Annotated in this window: 12 protein-coding genes; 9 read left to right on the top strand and 3 right to left on the bottom strand. The window is 58.1% G+C overall.

Annotated features, from left to right (window positions below):
- The first annotated feature begins 402 nt into the window (after positions 1-402).
- From trxB to J2Y91_RS15630, 7 genes are all read left to right on the top strand, one after another.
- Positions 403-1,368, top strand: a complete 966-nt coding sequence (gene trxB / locus J2Y91_RS15660) for a thioredoxin-disulfide reductase (RefSeq protein ID WP_048916547.1) — start codon at positions 403-405, stop codon at positions 1,366-1,368.
- A 147-nt stretch (positions 1,369-1,515) separates the two neighbouring features.
- Complete coding sequence (gene cydD, locus J2Y91_RS15655) at positions 1,516-3,285, top strand: heme ABC transporter permease/ATP-binding protein CydD (RefSeq protein WP_253538747.1); 1,770 nt, start codon at positions 1,516-1,518, stop codon at positions 3,283-3,285.
- Positions 3,282-5,012 (top strand): heme ABC transporter ATP-binding protein/permease CydC, encoded by a 1,731-nt coding sequence (gene cydC / locus J2Y91_RS15650; RefSeq protein ID WP_133624073.1) that lies wholly within the window; start codon positions 3,282-3,284, stop codon positions 5,010-5,012. Before cydD ends, cydC begins: the two co-directional genes overlap by 4 nt.
- 31 nt (positions 5,013-5,043) lie before the next feature.
- Positions 5,044-5,736 (top strand): leucyl/phenylalanyl-tRNA--protein transferase, encoded by a 693-nt coding sequence (gene aat, locus J2Y91_RS15645; protein ID WP_133624074.1) that lies wholly within the window; start codon positions 5,044-5,046, stop codon positions 5,734-5,736.
- Between the two features lie 361 nt (positions 5,737-6,097).
- Positions 6,098-6,316 carry a translation initiation factor IF-1 gene (gene infA / locus J2Y91_RS15640; protein ID WP_002211347.1) on the top strand — a complete coding sequence of 73 codons (219 nt, stop codon included), beginning with the start codon at positions 6,098-6,100 and terminating at the stop codon, positions 6,314-6,316.
- A 200-nt stretch (positions 6,317-6,516) separates the two neighbouring features.
- Positions 6,517-9,087, top strand: coding sequence for an autotransporter family protein (locus J2Y91_RS15635; RefSeq protein WP_253538743.1), 2,571 nt, complete (start codon positions 6,517-6,519; stop codon positions 9,085-9,087).
- Positions 9,088-9,094: 7 nt separating this feature from the next.
- Positions 9,095-9,925: an alpha/beta hydrolase gene (locus J2Y91_RS15630; protein WP_133624076.1), complete on the top strand. Its 831-nt coding sequence runs from the start codon at positions 9,095-9,097 to the stop codon at positions 9,923-9,925.
- Between the two features lie 57 nt (positions 9,926-9,982).
- On the opposite strand, the gene clpA is transcribed toward J2Y91_RS15630, so the two are convergent.
- Together clpA and clpS are read right to left on the bottom strand one after the other, a co-directional pair.
- Positions 9,983-12,259, bottom strand: a complete 2,277-nt coding sequence (clpA, locus tag J2Y91_RS15625) for an ATP-dependent Clp protease ATP-binding subunit ClpA (RefSeq protein ID WP_133624077.1) — start codon at positions 12,257-12,259, stop codon at positions 9,983-9,985.
- Between the two features lie 28 nt (positions 12,260-12,287).
- Positions 12,288-12,608 carry an ATP-dependent Clp protease adapter ClpS gene (clpS, locus tag J2Y91_RS15620; RefSeq protein WP_133624078.1) on the bottom strand — a complete coding sequence of 107 codons (321 nt, stop codon included), beginning with the start codon at positions 12,606-12,608 and terminating at the stop codon, positions 12,288-12,290.
- A 322-nt stretch (positions 12,609-12,930) separates the two neighbouring features.
- Between clpS and cspD the strand changes: the two genes are divergently transcribed.
- On the top strand, positions 12,931-13,158 hold the full coding sequence (cspD, locus tag J2Y91_RS15615; RefSeq protein ID WP_048916555.1) for a cold shock-like protein CspD: 228 nt from the start codon (positions 12,931-12,933) through the stop codon (positions 13,156-13,158).
- Between the two features lie 123 nt (positions 13,159-13,281).
- Here the strand turns inward: cspD and J2Y91_RS15610 are convergent, their stop codons facing one another.
- Complete coding sequence (locus tag J2Y91_RS15610) at positions 13,282-14,940, bottom strand: ATP-dependent nuclease (RefSeq protein WP_133624079.1); 1,659 nt, start codon at positions 14,938-14,940, stop codon at positions 13,282-13,284.
- A gap of 153 nt (positions 14,941-15,093) precedes the next feature.
- Here J2Y91_RS15610 and poxB point away from each other — a divergent pair, with 153 nt between their 5' ends.
- The gene (poxB, locus tag J2Y91_RS15605; protein ID WP_048916557.1) at positions 15,094-16,815 is read left to right on the top strand and encodes a ubiquinone-dependent pyruvate dehydrogenase; all 1,722 of its coding nucleotides are present in this window, start codon (positions 15,094-15,096) and stop codon (positions 16,813-16,815) included.
- The last annotated feature ends 47 nt before the right edge of the window (positions 16,816-16,862 follow it).

The following is a 16,862-nucleotide window of genomic DNA, read 5'->3' as shown; positions in this document are numbered from 1 at the left end:
ATGTTGTCTGTCCACACCATGAGTCATTGCACATAACAGGCTGAGTTTATCCGGCCATAAATAGAAAATCCGGGATGAAATCCTGGAAGACCGGGCCGAATTCCCTCTGCTTCTCATAATGTTTTCGCAAAAGCTCAGCCGATTGTCAAAGCAAAACAAATAAAATCAGTACAACATGCCATAGCAGTGGCTGTCTCTCTGTTTTTCAATGACTATTTTTGACTTAAAATGGCATAGTCCGGGCCATATAGTCTGTTTTGCAGACAGCGCAGTCGTTTGCCTGGCCCACGATTGGTTAAACCTTTTTCATTAATTGTTAACAAAATTGCAGAACGCTTTTTTTGCCCCGGCAAATTCCCTACAATCGCTGCATCTGTTTGCCAGTTAAATAATGAGGGTCTCATGAGTACGGCGAAACACAGTAAATTACTGATTCTGGGTTCCGGCCCGGCGGGCTACACCGCAGCGGTGTATGCTGCACGCGCCAACCTCAACCCGGTGCTGATCACCGGGCTGGAAAAAGGCGGCCAGCTGACCACCACCACCGACGTGGAAAACTGGCCGGGTGATGCTAACGAACTGACCGGCCCCCTGCTGATGGAGCGTATGCATGAGCACGCGGTGAAATTCAATACCGAGATCATCTTCGACCATATCCACAGCGTCGACCTGCAGAACCGCCCTTTCCGTCTGACCGGCGACGAAGGTGAGTACACGGCGGATGCCCTGATCATCGCTACCGGTGCCTCGGCTCGCTACCTCGGCCTGCCGTCAGAAGAGGCGTTTAAAGGCCGCGGCGTCTCCGCCTGTGCAACCTGTGATGGTTTCTTTTATCGCAATCAGAAAGTCGCTGTGATTGGCGGCGGTAATACCGCAGTGGAAGAAGCGCTCTATCTGGCGAATATCGCGGCTGAGGTGCACCTGATTCACCGTCGCGACAGCTTCCGTGCAGAAAAAATCCTCATCGACCGCCTGAATGAGAAGGTCAGAAACGGCAATATCGTGCTGCATACCGATCATACTCTGGACGAAGTGCTGGGCGACCAGATGGGCGTCAGCTCCCTGCGCTTGCGTTCGACCAAAGATGACCAGACTAAGACACTGGACGTTGCCGGACTGTTTGTCGCGATCGGCCACAGCCCGAACACTGCAATCTTTAACGGTCAGCTGGAGTTGGAAAACGGCTACATCAAGGTGCAGTCCGGCATCCATGGCAACGCAACTCAGACCAGCATCCCGGGCGTGTTTGCCGCCGGAGATGTTATGGACCATATCTATCGTCAGGCGATTACTTCCGCCGGTACCGGCTGTATGGCCGCGCTGGATGCCGAGCGTTATCTTGACGGTTTGGTTAAAAATAATCAGTAAGTTGTTAAAACTCTGAGCTAATCTTGCCCAAGGCGACGAGCAATTGTCGCCTTTTCACCCTCCGCATTGTAACATTGCCGCGCTTGACACCGATCTTCCTGGGGCCTCTGCCTCACTACTGTTTACGTCAGGGCAACACGGCAACAGATGAATAAAACACGGCAACAACAACTCACCCGCTGGTTGAAAAGTCAGAGTGTCCACGGCCATCGCTGGCTGCGTCTCTCCTACATGCTGGGCACGTTAAGTGCGCTCCTGATCCTCGCACAGGCCTGGTTCCTCGCCTCGCTGCTGCAGGCGCTGCTGGTTGATCATCAACCGCGCGATACGCAACTGCTGCACTTTATTCTGCTGCTGGCCTGCTTTGCGGCACGCGCCGGGCTGGCTTGGCTGCGGGAAAAGGTCGGTTTTAAAACCGGTCAGGCGATCCGCCAGGTGCTGCGCCAGCAGGTGCTTAACCGCCTCTCCGATCTCGGCCCCGCCTGGGTTCAGGGCAAACCTGCCGGCAGCTGGGCTACCCTGCTGCTGGAGCAGATCGAAGAGATGCAGGATTACTACGCGCGCTATCTGCCGCAGATGATGCTGGCGGGGATCATTCCGCTGCTGGTGCTGATCCTGCTATTCCCGGTGAACTGGGCGGCCTCGCTGATCCTGCTCGCCACCGCGCCGCTGATCCCGCTGTTTATGGCGATGGTCGGTATGGGCGCCGCAGATGCCAACCGCCGCAATTTCCAGGCACTGGCGCGCCTGAGCGGGCAGTTTCTTGACCGCCTGCGCGGGCTGGAAACGCTGCGCCTGTTCCACCGTGCCGAGGCCGAAACGGCCAATATTGCCGAGGCTTCCGAGCAATTCCGCCAGCGCACCATGGAAGTGCTGCGCATGGCCTTCCTCTCCTCGGCGGTGCTGGAGTTCTTTGCCTCTATCTCGATTGCCCTGATCGCTGTCTATTTCGGTTTCTCCTATCTTGGCGTGTTCGACTTCGGCCACTACAGCGGCGCAGTGACGATGTTTGCCGGTTTCCTGGTGCTAATCCTGGCGCCTGAGTTCTACCAGCCGCTGCGCGATCTCGGGGCGTTCTATCATGCCAAGGCGCAGGCAGTGGGTGCCGCCGACGCACTGCAAACCTTTATTGAAGAGAGTGAGGGCGCAGCGCTTCAGCGCGGTGAGCTCACGCCTGAATTACACACTGGCTTCAGCCTGGTCGCCAGCGATCTGACGATCGTCACCGCTGACGGCATTCAGCTCGCCGGGCCACTTAGCTTCACCCTGCAGCCAGGGCAGCGCGTGGCGCTGGTCGGGCAAAGCGGCGCGGGGAAAACCTCGCTGATGAACGTGCTGCTCGGCTATCTGCCCTATCAGGGGTCGTTACAGGTTAACGGCGTTGAGCTGCGCGATATTGCCCTGCCCCACTGGCAGCTGCAGCTGGCGTGGGTAGGGCAAAACCCGCAACTGCCCGCCAGCACGCTGCGGCAGAATATTCTGCTGAGCGGCAACCACGATGAAGCCCGCCTGCAGCAGGTGCTGGAACTTGCCGGGGTCAACGAGTTTCTGCCGCGCCTGCCTGCCGGGCTGGAGAGTGAAATCGGCGACCAGGCTGCCAGCCTGTCGGTTGGCCAGGCGCAGCGCGTTGCCGTTGCCCGCGCGTTGATGAAGCCCTGCCAGCTGCTGCTGCTGGATGAACCAGATGCCAGCCTTGATGCGCACAGCGAGCAGCACGTCAATCACGCGCTGCTGGCGGCTTCGCATGCGCAAAGCACGCTGTTAATCACCCATCAGCTCGATCGCCTGTCACAGTGGGATGAAATCTGGCTGATGCGCGACGGTAAAATTGTCCAGCAGGGTCGCTGGCAGACCCTGGCTAATCAGCCCGGCGCGTTTGCTGACCTGCTGGCTCAGCGCGGAGGATCGCTTGAATGAAAACCCTGCTGCCGTTCTTAAAACTGTATCGTCGCCATATTCTGCGCCTGCTGTTCGGCATGCTGCTGGCGGTGGTGACGCTGCTGGCCAGCATCGGCCTGATTACGCTTTCCGGCTGGTTCCTCGCCGCCACCTCGCTGGCCGGTGTCGCAGGGATTTACAGCTTTAACTATATGCTGCCCGCCGCCGGAGTACGCGGTGCCGCCATCAGCCGCACCGTCGCACGTTATCTTGAGCGCCTGGTGAGCCATGACGGCACCTTCCGCGTGCTGCAGCATCTGCGGGTGTTTACCTTCAGTAAGCTGTTGCCGCTCTCCCCTGCCGGCATTGCCCGCTTCCGCCAGGGAGAGCTGCTTAACCGACTGGTGGCGGATGTCGACACGCTCGATCACCTCTACCTGCGGGTGATTTCACCGCTGGTCGGGGCGCTGGTGGTGATTGTCGTGGTCACTTTTGGCCTGAGCTTCCTTGATACTTATCTGGCCCTGACGCTCGGCGGCCTGATGCTGCTGACGCTGGTCGCACTGCCACCGCTGTTTTACCGTGCCGGGCTGCCCGTCGGCGCCGATCTTACCCGCCTGCGCGGCGAGTATCGTAGCGGCCTGATGCGCTGGCTCCAGGGCCAGGCAGAGCTGAGCCTGTATGGTGCGGCACAGCGCTTTCGTGACGCGATGGATGCCACGGAACAGGCCTGGCTGAGCGCACAGCATCGCCAGGCCAGCCTGACAGGGCTGTCACAGGGGCTGGTGATGCTGATGGGCGGAATTGCCGTCACGCTGATGCTGTGGCTGAGTGCCGCAGGCATTGGTGGCGACCCGTATCCGGGTGCGTATATTGCGCTGTTTGTCTTCTGTGCACTCTCCGCGTTCGAAGCACTCGGTCCGGTGGGCACCGCTTTTCAGCATCTTGGCCATGTGATTGCCTCCGCGCAGCGCGTAACGCAGATAATCGAACAGCGCCCGGCGGTCACCTTCCGCCAGGCTACGACGCAGGCCTCGGGACAGGCTGCGCTCACGCTGAGCAACATCAGCTTCGGCTACGCAGACAATGCGCCGCTGGCGATCAGGGATCTCTCTCTGGACATCGCAGCAGGCGAACACATTGCGCTGCTGGGGCGCACCGGATGCGGCAAGTCGACGCTGCTTCAGCTGCTGACGCGCGCCTGGGATCCTCAACGCGGGACGATTCAGCTCAGCGGCCAGCCGCTTGACCAGTACAGCGAAGCCGACCTGCGTGCGCGCACCAGCGTCGTCACCCAGCGCGTGCATCTGTTCAGCAGCACGCTGCGCGATAACCTGCTGCTGGCCGCGCCCGACGCAAGCGATGAACAGCTGAGCGCCGCGCTGCAGCAGGTCGGGCTGGAGAAACTGCTGGAAAACAGCCAGGGTCTGAACGCCTGGCTCGGTGAAGGCGGCCGCCAGCTGTCCGGTGGTGAACTGCGCCGCCTGGGGCTGGCGCGTGCGCTGCTGCACGGCGGCGATCTGATGCTGCTGGATGAGCCGACCGAAGGGCTGGATGCGGAAACCGAACGGCAGATCCTCGCGCTGCTGCGCCAGGTGGCGCAAAACAAAACGCTTATTATGGTCACCCACCGCCTGCGCGGCCTGGCACATTTTGACCGGATTTGCGTTATGGACAGCGGCGAAATCATCGAACAGGGTAATCATGCCGAATTAGTCGCAAAACAGGGTCGCTACTGGACTTTTCTGCAGCGCTTTGCGCTATAGTCATTAGCTCTGCCCTGTTGAGAATCTGCGGATGCGCCTGATACAGCTTTCACGCGAATCGTTAAACTTCCCGCCGCCAGAAATGGCGCTGCGGGAACCTAATGGCCTGCTGGCAATGGGCGGCGACCTGAGCCCGGCTCGTCTGCTCAATGCCTACCACAAGGGGATCTTCCCGTGGTTTTCACCCGGCGATCCGATCCTGTGGTGGTCACCCGATCCGCGCGCCGTGCTGTTACCCGAAGCCTTTCACCTCAGCCGCAGTATGAAGCGCTTTCACAGCAGGTCGCCCTACCGGGTAACGATCAATCAGGACTTTCAGCAGGTGATCGAAGGCTGCGCCAGCGATCGTGAGGAAGGTACCTGGATCACCTTTGAAGTGAAGCGCGCCTGGCTCAAGCTGTTCGAACTCGGGCATGCGCAGTCGATTGAAGTGTGGCTCGGCGACGAACTGGTGGGCGGCATGTACGGCCTGGCGCTCGGGCAAATTTTTTGCGGCGAGTCGATGTTCAGCCGGCGGGAGAATGCCTCCAAAACGGCGCTGCTGGTGTTTAGCGAGTGGTTCCATCGCCAGGGCGGTAAGCTGATAGACTGTCAGGTGCTTAACCCTCATACCGCCTCACTCGGCGCGGAGGAGATCGCGCGCGCCAGCTATCTGCAGTACGTCTATTCCTTGGCACATCAGCCACTTATCACCGACTGCTGGCAACCGCAGCGGCTTTTTTAATGCAATCTCCCGATGTTTTCCAGGCATGGCGATGAGAACAGTGATATAATATGCGCGTTTGGTATGTCGTCCGCCTTTCACCGGTACAAGATGGTGATGCGGAATACCAGGCTGGGAATCTCAACGCACCTTGTCAGAACTGTTTTAATCGTGCGACAAAAGCATATTTAAACAGATTCTTAGCCCGCTGTTCCCCCACGCTGACGCCATTTACTCCAGATTTAAACGTAACCCGTCTGCGCCAGGTGTGCGCTTTAGAGGGGTTGATGTGGGTGAATTCATCCACAATTCTTTACTTAATACGTGAAATTCGGCATTATCTTGCCGGTTCAAAACTAAGGTAGTCCACCTAGAGGATTCGATGGCCAAAGAAGACAATATTGAAATGCAGGGTACCGTACTCGATACGTTACCTAACACCATGTTCCGCGTTGAATTGGAAAACGGTCACGTGGTTACCGCTCATATCTCCGGTAAAATGCGCAAAAACTATATCCGCATCCTGACGGGCGACAAAGTCACTGTAGAGCTGACCCCGTACGACCTGAGCAAAGGCCGCATTGTCTTCCGTAGTCGCTAATTTGCCCCATTCTGCCGTGCTGCCGCGTTAACGCTTGCCGCACTGATAATCCAAACCGGACTGCTCTCAGTCCGGTTTTTTTATGCGCCAGATATATTTTCCAGCCCCGCTAAAGTGCCTTCATGCCGTGCCGATAAATCAGAATATTCTTAAAAATAGCTGAATGAATCAGCCCTGATAACTCTGATGGTGGCAAAATAATGAAAACAACGCTTCACGCTTTCCCGCTCAAACCGCTGGTGATTGCCCTGGCGGCGGCGCAGTGCGTCACCCTGGCTCATGCAACGCCTGTACCCACCGATGTGATTAACGATTCCTCTTTCGCGGCCCCTTATCTGGTATCGACCGATACGTTAACCATCACGCCCGATGGCGTGGTGAGTACCGGCAGTGAGCAGTTCGCTGTGCAAAACGCTCAGATAACCACTCTGATCGAGAATCAGGGGACTATTTATAATCAGAATCAGATCGCCCTGTACAACAGCGGCTCTCTCGCTTCATTGAAGAACTCCGGCTCTATCACTTCCACTACGGGCATTGCGATTGAAAACGATAGCAGCATCGGCACCCTGATAAACAACGGTGTTATCAACAGTGACAACTTTACAGGCTCACAATTTAGCGGCATCGGCATCGCCAATTTCGGCACTATCAGTTCGCTGAACATCACTGAAAACGGAATAATTTCCGGCGGCCAAACGGCGATTTTCAACCGGGGTCAGATAACCACGCTGAACAACGACGGTTATATCGGCTCCTTCAATCCCGGTTTGAATGCATTCACTAACAACGCAATCACTAACAGTCTTAATGGTGCCATCGGCACTATCAATAACAGCGGCACCATTGCCGGCAATATTGTCCACACCTCCAGCAATGAACTGGTGATTAACGGCGGCAGTGACCGCCGGGGGCAGCTGACCGGCGCAAACCATTTCTTTATCGGTCCGATGATGGGTAACCCGACTGGCCAGATTGTCGCCACCGGCGCCGATGTCAGCTTTGGCGGGGGAATGCTGCTGCTGAATGATAATGTAGACCTGGGGGGCAGCCACACCCTTACCAACAGTGCTGATGTGCTGGTCACCCAGCCACTCACCATTAGCGGCAACTACCATCAGACCCAAGATGCCATCCTTAATCTCGGGGTTTCTGACGCCACGTTTGGCCAGGGCAGCGCGCTGGATATCGGCTATGGCCGCCTGACCGTCAGCGGCAACGCGCTGATTGATTCCGGCTCGACCATCCGTTTAAGCAGCACCGGCAGCAGCTATGGCTTTGCCAGCGGCCAGCGCTATCTGGCAATCAGCGCAGGCAGCGCGACCTACAATGCCAGCGCCCTGCACTACGTGGTGGATAACTATAACGGCGTGGTCACGGCGAAAGTGGTCGATAACGGTAGCAGCAGCGATCTGGCGCTCTATCTCGATGACCCCGCCCCCACACCACCAGTGACGCCACCAACACCACCAACGCCAGTGACGCCAGCACCGCCAGTCACCCCGACCACGCCAACGGTGCCGGTTTCACCTCCGACCACGCCGACAGAGCCTGTCACCCCGGTCACTCCGGTAACGCCAGTCATTCCGGTAATCCCGGTGACGCCGACCACGCCAACCGCTCCGGTAGCGGCCAAACCGCTGCCCACCACCGGTAATGCGATTGCCTCGATCAACGGGCTCTCCAGCTACAGCGGCTTTTCTGCTGGCCTGCTCGACCTGTTTAACGCCTCCAAAACCATTACCACGCAGGCTGAGGCTAACCGTATTGGCGAACAGCTGGCTCCGGCACAGAACAGCATGGCTTCCGCCGCAACCGCCTCCGCATCCATGGATGCGCTGGGCGTGGTCGGCAGCCATCTGGACGGTCTGCGCACCGCGCAAAGCGGCAGCGCTCGCGGTATCGCCACCGGTGATGACAGCCTCGACTGGGCGGCCTGGGGCAAACCGTTCTACGGCAGTGCTCGCCAGGGCATGACGGATAACGTCAGCGGCTATCGCGCCCACTACGGCGGCCTGGTGCTGGGTCTTGACCGCCAGCTGCCCGGCAACTGGCGCGCGGGCGTGGCGCTGAGCTACAGCCGTACCTCGGTTAAAGGCGCTGATAACCTGAAGGGCAACAGCAGCGATGTCGACGCCTGGGGCGGTATCGCTTACGCCAGCTATACCGGCGAACCGTGGTTTGTCAACCTCAGCACCAGCCTGACCCGCCAGTCCTACGAAAGCCAGCGCGCCGTTGACTTTAGCGGCTTTAACGACAGCGCCAGTAGCCATTTTCACGGTCAGCAGGCCGCAGTGAAAGGTGAGTTTGGCTATCCGCTGGCGCTGGGCGATGCCACCGTGCTCACCCCGCTGGCCAGCATGAGCTACAGCTATCTGCATCAGGGCAGCTACCAGGAGAGCAGCGATGGCGGTAGTGCACTATCCGTCGACAGCGCGCACAGCCAGTCGATCGAGAGCAGCCTCGGCAGCAAGCTGGCGCACAGCTGGTCAACCGGTGCCGGAGCGCTGTCGCCGTTTGTACAGCTGATGTGGACGCATCAGTATGACCGCAGCCCGATGAAAACCTCCTCCGGCTTCAGTGCAGACAGCATTGGCGAAACGCGCTTCACCACTGCGGGCGCCAGCCCTGCTAAAGACAGTGCCGAAGCCAGTATTGGTGCCACGCTGGCCCATGCTGATGACTTGAGCCTGGAAGCGCGCTATGACCTGCAGGCCGCTCCGCACTTTGAGGGGCAAACCATCAGCCTGCAAGTGCGTAAGCTGTTCTGATCTGCCGATGAGACTGACGTTTTTAAGCGCAGGATTACTGGGGTGCAGCCTGCTTTGCGGCGGCTGTGCCCCAGCCAATCGTACTGAAACCGCCGATGCCATTGCGCAGTCGGCGGGATTCCAGCGCGGCGAAATTCACGCCGCGCCCTTTATTCTCCGCTGGTGGGGGCGAATAAGCGATCCGCGCCAGCCGCTGCATCTCTACGTTGAGGGCGATGGCTTTGCCTGGGTCACGCCCAGCCAGCCTTCCCATGACCCGACCCCTTTTAACCCTGTCGCGCTGCGGCTTGCTGCCGCAGATCGCGCTGCCAATGTGATCTACCTCGCCCGCCCCTGCCAGTTCATTGCCATGACGCGCAGCCCAGGCTGTGACACCCGCTGGTGGACCGATCTGCGCTTTGCGCCCGCCGTAATTGACGCAATGAACGATGCCGTCAGCCAGCTGGTACGCCAGACGCCCGGTCAGCCGGTGGTGCTGACCGGGTATTCCGGCGGCGGTGCGGTGGCCGCGCTGGTGGCGGCAAAACGCCAGGATATCCAGTCACTGCGCACCGTGGCGGGCAATCTGGACAGTGAGGAAGTGAACCGGCTGCATCAGGCCAGCGCAATGCCGGGCTCGCTGAATGCCAAAGAGGTGGCGCCTGCCCTGGCGCGGCTGCCGCAGATCCACTTCTCCGGCAGCGACGATCGGGTAGTCCCTGCAAGCGTGACGCAGGGTTACGCGCAGGCCAGCCACAGCCCCTGCGTACGTATTGTCAGCGTGGCGGGAATGACGCACGGCGGCGACTGGGCCGCACTCTGGCCGTCGTTACTGCGGCTGCAACCCAGCTGTCGATAGATAAAAAAAAGCCTGATGATATTCATCAGGCTTTTTTATTCACATCGCGGTTAGCGGTTAGTGAACGGTGCCTTCCGCTTTACGCTTCTCGGCGCTGAGGAAGTGGTAGGTCAGCTGGTTTTTGTCTTTATCCAGCGCCACTGATACCGAGCCGCCGTCAACCAGCGAACCAAACAGCAGTTCATTAGCCAGCGGTTTCTTCAGGCTCTCCTGCACGGTACGCGCCATCGGGCGCGCACCCATCGCTTTGTCGTAACCTTTCTCTGCCAGCCAGTCACGCGCATCATCACTGACTTCCAGCGAGACGCCTTTGGCATCCAGCTGAGCCTGCAGTTCGACAATAAACTTGTCGACCACCTGATGAATAACGGCCTGGTCGAGATGCTTAAACCAGATAATATTATCCAGACGGTTACGGAACTCTGGGGTAAAGATCTTTTTGATCTCTTCCATCGCATCGGTGCTGTTGTCCTGCTGGATCAGGCCGATAGATTTACGTTCCGTTTCCCTTACCCCGGCGTTGGTGGTCATCACCACCACCACATTGCGGAAGTCCGCTTTGCGGCCGTTGTTATCGGTCAGCATCCCGTTATCCATCACCTGCAGCAGCAGGTTGAACACGTCCGGGTGAGCCTTCTCGATTTCGTCCAACAGCACCACCGCGTGCGGATGTTTAATTACCGCATCGGTTAACAGGCCGCCCTGGTCAAAACCAACATAGCCCGGAGGCGCACCAATCAGGCGACTGACGGTGTGGCGCTCCATATACTCGGACATATCAAAACGCAGCAGCTCAATGCCCAGCGCTTTCGCCAGCTGTACGGTCACCTCGGTTTTACCGACGCCGGTAGGGCCAGCAAACAGGAAGGAACCGACCGGTTTACGATCCTGGCCCAGCCCCGCACGGCTCATCTTAATGGCTTCGGTCAGCACCTCAATGGCGTTGTCCTGGCCGAACACCAGCATTTTCAGGCGATCGCCCAGCGTTTTCAGGGAGTCGCGATCGGAAGCCGATACGCTCTTCTCCGGAATACGCGCAATACGCGCCACCACCGTTTCGATGTCCGACACGTTCACCGTTTTCTTGCGCTTGCTGACTGGCATCAGGCGCGCACGCGCCCCCGCTTCATCAATGACGTCGATCGCCTTGTCCGGCAGATGACGATCGTTGATGTATTTCACCGCCAGCTCCACCGCTGCACGCACCGCTTTCGCGGTATAACGCACGTCGTGGTGCGCTTCGTACTTCGGCTTCAATCCGGTGAGGATCTGCACCGTTTCATCAATCGAAGGTTCAGTAATATCGATCTTCTGGAAGCGGCGTGCCAGCGCACGATCTTTTTCGAAGATATTGCTGAATTCCTGATAGGTGGTTGAGCCCATCACGCGGATCTTGCCGCTCGACAGCAGCGGTTTGATCAGGTTAGCCGCATCGACCTGGCCGCCGGAGGCCGCACCCGCACCGATGATGGTATGGATCTCATCGATAAACAGAATGCTGTTGTTATCCTGCTCCAGCTGTTTCAGCAGCGCTTTAAAACGCTTCTCGAAGTCACCGCGATATTTAGTCCCGGCCAGCAGTGAGCCAATATCCAGCGAGTAGATGGTGCACTCTTTCATCACTTCCGGCACGTCGCCCTGCACAATACGCCAGGCGAGACCCTCAGCAATCGCGGTTTTACCGACGCCCGACTCCCCCACCAGCAGCGGGTTATTCTTGCGGCGACGGCACAGCACCTGGACAGCACGCTCCAGCTCTTTATCGCGGCCGATCAGCGGATCGATACCGCCAACACGGGCAAGCTGGTTAAGGTTGGTGGTGAAGTTTTCCATACGATCCTCCCCGCCTGCTTGCTCTTCGTTAACCGGATTTTCCGCGCCAGATGCCGGGCCTGGCTCATCTTTGCGCGTGCCGTGAGAGATAAAGTTCACCACATCAAGGCGGCTGACTTCATGCTTGCGCAGCAGATAGGCTGCCTGTGATTCCTGCTCGCTAAATATAGCCACGAGGACGTTTGCCCCAGCCACTTCACTACGGCCGGAAGACTGGACATGGAATACTGCACGCTGCAGTACGCGCTGGAAACTGAGCGTCGGCTGTGTGTCGCGCTCTTCTTCACTAACCGGCAGGACCGGGGTGGTTTGTTCAATGAAGGCTTCAAGCTCCTGGCGTAATGCCACGATATCCACCGTACAGGCTTCCAGTGCCTCTCTGGCCGACGGGTTACTGAGCAGAGCCAGTAACAAATGCTCGACGGTCATAAACTCATGTCGGTGCTCACGCGCTCTGGCGAAAGCCATATTTAAACTGAGTTCCAGTTCTTGATTGAGCATAGGCACCTCCCCCAATAGATCGCCTTATTCAGGCTTTTTCCAGCGTACAAAGCAACGGATGCTCATTTTCCCTGGCATATTTGTTCACGTGAGCGACTTTGGTCTCTGCCACTTCGGCAGTGAAAACACCACAAATCGCCTTTCCCTGGTAGTGAACCGTAAGCATCAGTTGCGTTGCACGTTCAACATCATAAGAAAAGAACTTTTGCAGCACGTCAATAACAAATTCCATAGGCGTATAATCGTCATTGTTCAGAATAACTTTATACATCGATGGTGGCTTGAGCTCTTCACGCACTTTGTCATCAGCAAGCTGTTCAAAGTTAAGCCAGTCGTTAGTCTTTCCCATACATACCCAGTGTGATCAACGTTACCTGATTACGCCAGACTAACATCATTCAGGTTAGGAATAACATGAAGAAAATGTTGAGCGGCGCGGTGGAAATTGTCTACAGAACTGGTCTTTCGCGACCTTCATCACAAAATTTGCAATAGCGTTAACTGCTTCAAATTTTGATGATTTTGTCCCTGCGATAACCGTCCGTTTGCTTGACCCTTGATACCATTTCTCTACAGTACAGCAACAGGCTGAATATCTTTTAATCAGCCGTCAGGTCAATAAGCCTGAACACCTCCACTCAATTAGAATGTCTTGCGAGGGATGTAGAAGCATGGAGACGGGTACTGTTAAATGGTTCAATAACGCCAAAGGCTTCGGTTTCATCTGTCCGGTGGGCGGTGGCGAAGATATCTTCGCCCACTACTCGACCATTAAGATGGACGGATACAGAACGCTAAAAGCCGGGCAACAAGTCCAGTTCGATGTGCATGAGGGGCCAAAAGGCAATCATGCGAGCCTCATCGTCCCTGTGGAAGAGGCCATGGCAATTAGCGCCTGACCCTTCACAATCATTCTGTACAACCCTACGATAAAATGCCAGCCACTGATGCTGGCATTTTTCTGTTTCTCGCTGACCTTCAACAGATATGGGTTGCGTTAACCCGTTTTCAAGCCCACCGGGTTAATCCGCTTTGCCGCGTGCCAGCCACTGTACCTGGGCGAACATGTTGCGTAACAGCAGCGGAACGGATTGCGTGCCACGCTGTGCGGCATCCATCGCCACCGCGATGGCTAAATCCGGTTTGGAAGAGTGCTGAATCGCTTTGGCGATGACGCGCCGCAGGTTCATCGGCGCATTGGGCGGCAGCCGTGCCGTACGATGATATACCTCTGCGAATCCCTGCCTGTACAGGAAATGCTCCATATCCAGTGCGGGTAACTGCGTCAGGTGCTGCTGTTCTGCCTGGCTGTCCCCTTCCAGCTGGCTGCGGGCGGTAGCAGAATATTTCTTGCCCGCTTCGTCGCCGTCGGTCAGTACATGCCACTCAATGCCCATCCGGCGCGCAAACTTCAGCAGCGGGCGCAGCCCGGATTGCGCGAACTCAATCACTTTCACCCCTTCCGCGGCAAAGTGATAGCCGCACTGGCGCGCCAGCTCGTTCATCACCCACACCTCCGTCTCCCCCTCGACCAACAGCCAGCAGCGGGCAAACAGCGCCGAGGGGCGGTTAAAGCGGATGTGGAACGCAATGCGGCGGCTCTCTTCGGCGCTCATGCCCTGCGGCCCCACGCGCCAGGCTTTGACCCGCTGCGGCTCGCGCACCAGGCGGCAGACCTGCTCGACCGGTACCATTGAGAGCAGTTCGCCAGAGTTGGTGGTGGCCATTTTTTGCAGCGGCAGCAGCGATAACAGTCCCCAGGCCACCGCCAGCATAATCGGGTGCAGGCGCGTTTCAGGATCCTCAATCAGCAGCAGCGGCCTGGCCTGCGGGTCAAGATGATGCGCGCCGCGCGCCTGTACCAGCAGGGCAAACATCCGCAGCAGGATCAGGCGACGGCTGCGGCTGTCGGCATCCGCAATCAGCTGATTAATGTTGTCGAGATAGCGCCAGCCCCGCCGCGATGCCTGCTGATGAGCAGCACGTCCGCTCTGGGAAGAGGCCGCAGGCAGCTGAACCGAGAAGTAGTGCTCTAACAGCTGCTGCATGGTGCTCAGCCCCTGACGCAGTGCGCCATCGGTGAGATTCTGTGGCCGCGACTGTAAATCCCGCGTCAGCGTCTCAATCTGGCTGGCCAGCTGGTTAAATGACGACGGGTCGCCAGAGGCGTCCACTTCCAGATGTAGCCGCCGGTTAAAGCGCGCATCGCGCAGGCGCAAAACCGGATGGAGCCGCGTCAGCGTCTGCACCCGCGCCGTCTGATCCCCCGGGATGACCGCGCCGTTCGCATCAACAAATTCATGGCGCGTGACCACCGCCTTCTCTGGCTGCAGCTCGCCGCAAACCCGGTAGCAGAGCCGTTTTAACTCGCCCTGCGCGGGCTGCCACAGCCCGTTAAGCGGCTGATAGCGCGCCGCCTGATGCTGCCCGGCCTCATACTCAGCAAAAGTAAAGCGCACCTCAATCTGCTGCGCGCGCGCTGCTGCGCCATCGGGCGAACAGTGAAAGTCGGCGGGGCTAAACTGGTAGAGTTCCCCGGGTGCCAGCAGCAGGGTCAGCGCATCCAGCAGGCTCGATTTCCCCCAGGCATTCTCCCCGATCAGCACGTTATCCTGCTCCAGCGGTAGTGAGAGCTGGTTCAAACCGCGAAAACCGCTAATCTCAATCAGTTGCAGTATCATAGGGCGCTTTCCTGTTGTTTCTAATCAGGATGGTAGCAGGCTTGCTGGTGGTCAAGTGAGCTAACGCATCACATCATCCTCCCCGTCTGGCAGAGTCGTCTATGCTTTGCACTGTTCGCCAATTCGAATGGATTTCTGACCTGGGAGAATTTAATGAAGCAAACTATTGCCGCACTGCTGGCTAAAACCCTTGAGAGCGCGGGCGTGAAACGTATCTGGGGCGTCACCGGCGACTCGTTAAACGGCCTGAGTGACAGCCTGAATAAAATGGGCACTATCCAGTGGATGCCGACCCGTCATGAGGAGGTGGCCGCCTTCGCCGCGGGTGCAGAGGCGCATCTTAGCGGGGAGCTGGCGGTGTGCGCGGGTTCCTGCGGGCCGGGCAACCTGCATCTGATCAACGGCCTTTACGACTGCCACCGTAACCATGTTCCGGTACTGGCAATTGCCGCCCATATCCCTTCTGCCGAAATTGGCAGCAACTATTTTCAGGAAACGCATCCACAGGAGCTGTTCCGCGAATGCAGCCACTACTGTGAGCTGGTCTCAAACCCGGAGCAGCTGCCGCAGGTGCTGGCGATTGCGATGCGCAAAGCGATTCTCAATCGCGGTGTCTCAGTGGTGGTGCTGCCCGGCGACATCGCCCTGAGTGCCGCCCCGGAAGGCGCATCATCCGAGTGGTATCCGCCGCAGCTGCCGCAGGTGCAACCGGTCCCCGCCGAGCTGGCAAAGCTGGCGGAGGCGCTGAATCAGGCGGGTGATATCACACTGCTGTGCGGCAGCGGCTGCGCCGGCGCACATGCCGAAGTGGTGAAGCTGGCGGAGACGCTGAAAGCGCCGGTGGTTCACGCCCTGCGCGGTAAAGAGCACATTGAGTACGACAATCCCTACGATGTCGGCATGACGGGACTGATCGGCTTCTCCTCCGGCTATCATGCCATGATGAATGCCGACACGCTGCTGGTGCTGGGCAGCCAGTTCCCGTATCGCGCCTTCTATCCGCCGAAAGCCAGGATTATTCAGATCGATATCAATCCGGGCAGTATCGGCAGCCACTGCCACGTGGAGATGGCGCTGGTCGGCGACATCAAAGCGACCCTCAGCGCGCTGCTGCCGCAGCTGAGCGTGAAGTCAGAGCGCAGATTCCTGGACAAGGCGCTGGAGCACTATGCCAAAGCGCGTAAAGAGCTGGACGACCTCGCGACCGCCAATGACAAGCAGCCGATCCATCCGCAGTATCTGGCGCAGCAGCTCAGCCTGCACGCCAGCGAAGATGCCATTTTCACCTGCGATGTCGGCACGCCAACCGTCTGGGCGGCGCGCTATCTGAAAATGAACGGTAAGCGTCGCCTGCTCGGCTCCTTCAGCCACGGTTCAATGGCCAATGCGATGCCGCAGGCGATTGGCGCACAGGCCATTGATAAGCAGCGCCAGGTGATTGCCATGTGCGGCGATGGCGGCTTCAGCATGCTGATGGGCGACTTCCTCTCGTTAGCGCAGCTCAAACTGCCGGTCAAAATCGTGGTGTTTAACAACAGCGTGCTTGGCTTCGTGGCGATGGAGATGAAAACCGGCGGCTATCTCACCGACGGTACCGAACTGGAGAATCCTAACTTTGCCGCTATCGCCAATGCCTGCGGGGTAAAAGGCATCCGCGTTGAGCAGGCCTCGCAGCTGGATGAGGCGATCCAGCAGGCGCTGGCGCACGATGGCCCGGCGCTGATTGATGTGGTGACCGCCAAAGAGGAGCTGGCGATGCCGCCGCAGATTGAGTTTGAGCAGGCTAAAGGCTTCAGCCTGTATATGCTGCGCGCCATCATTAACGGTCGCGGCGACGAGGTGGTTGATCTGGCAAAAACCAACTGGCTGCGGTAAAAGAGTTAAAGCCTTTTCACGGACGCTGCGGCGTCCGTTTTTACTTC

The sequence above is a fragment of the Erwinia aphidicola genome, from assembly GCF_024169515.1.
In the GTDB taxonomy this organism is placed as follows: Bacteria; Pseudomonadota; Gammaproteobacteria; order Enterobacterales; family Enterobacteriaceae; genus Erwinia; species Erwinia aphidicola.
This window is presented reverse-complemented; position numbering and strand designations above follow the sequence as displayed.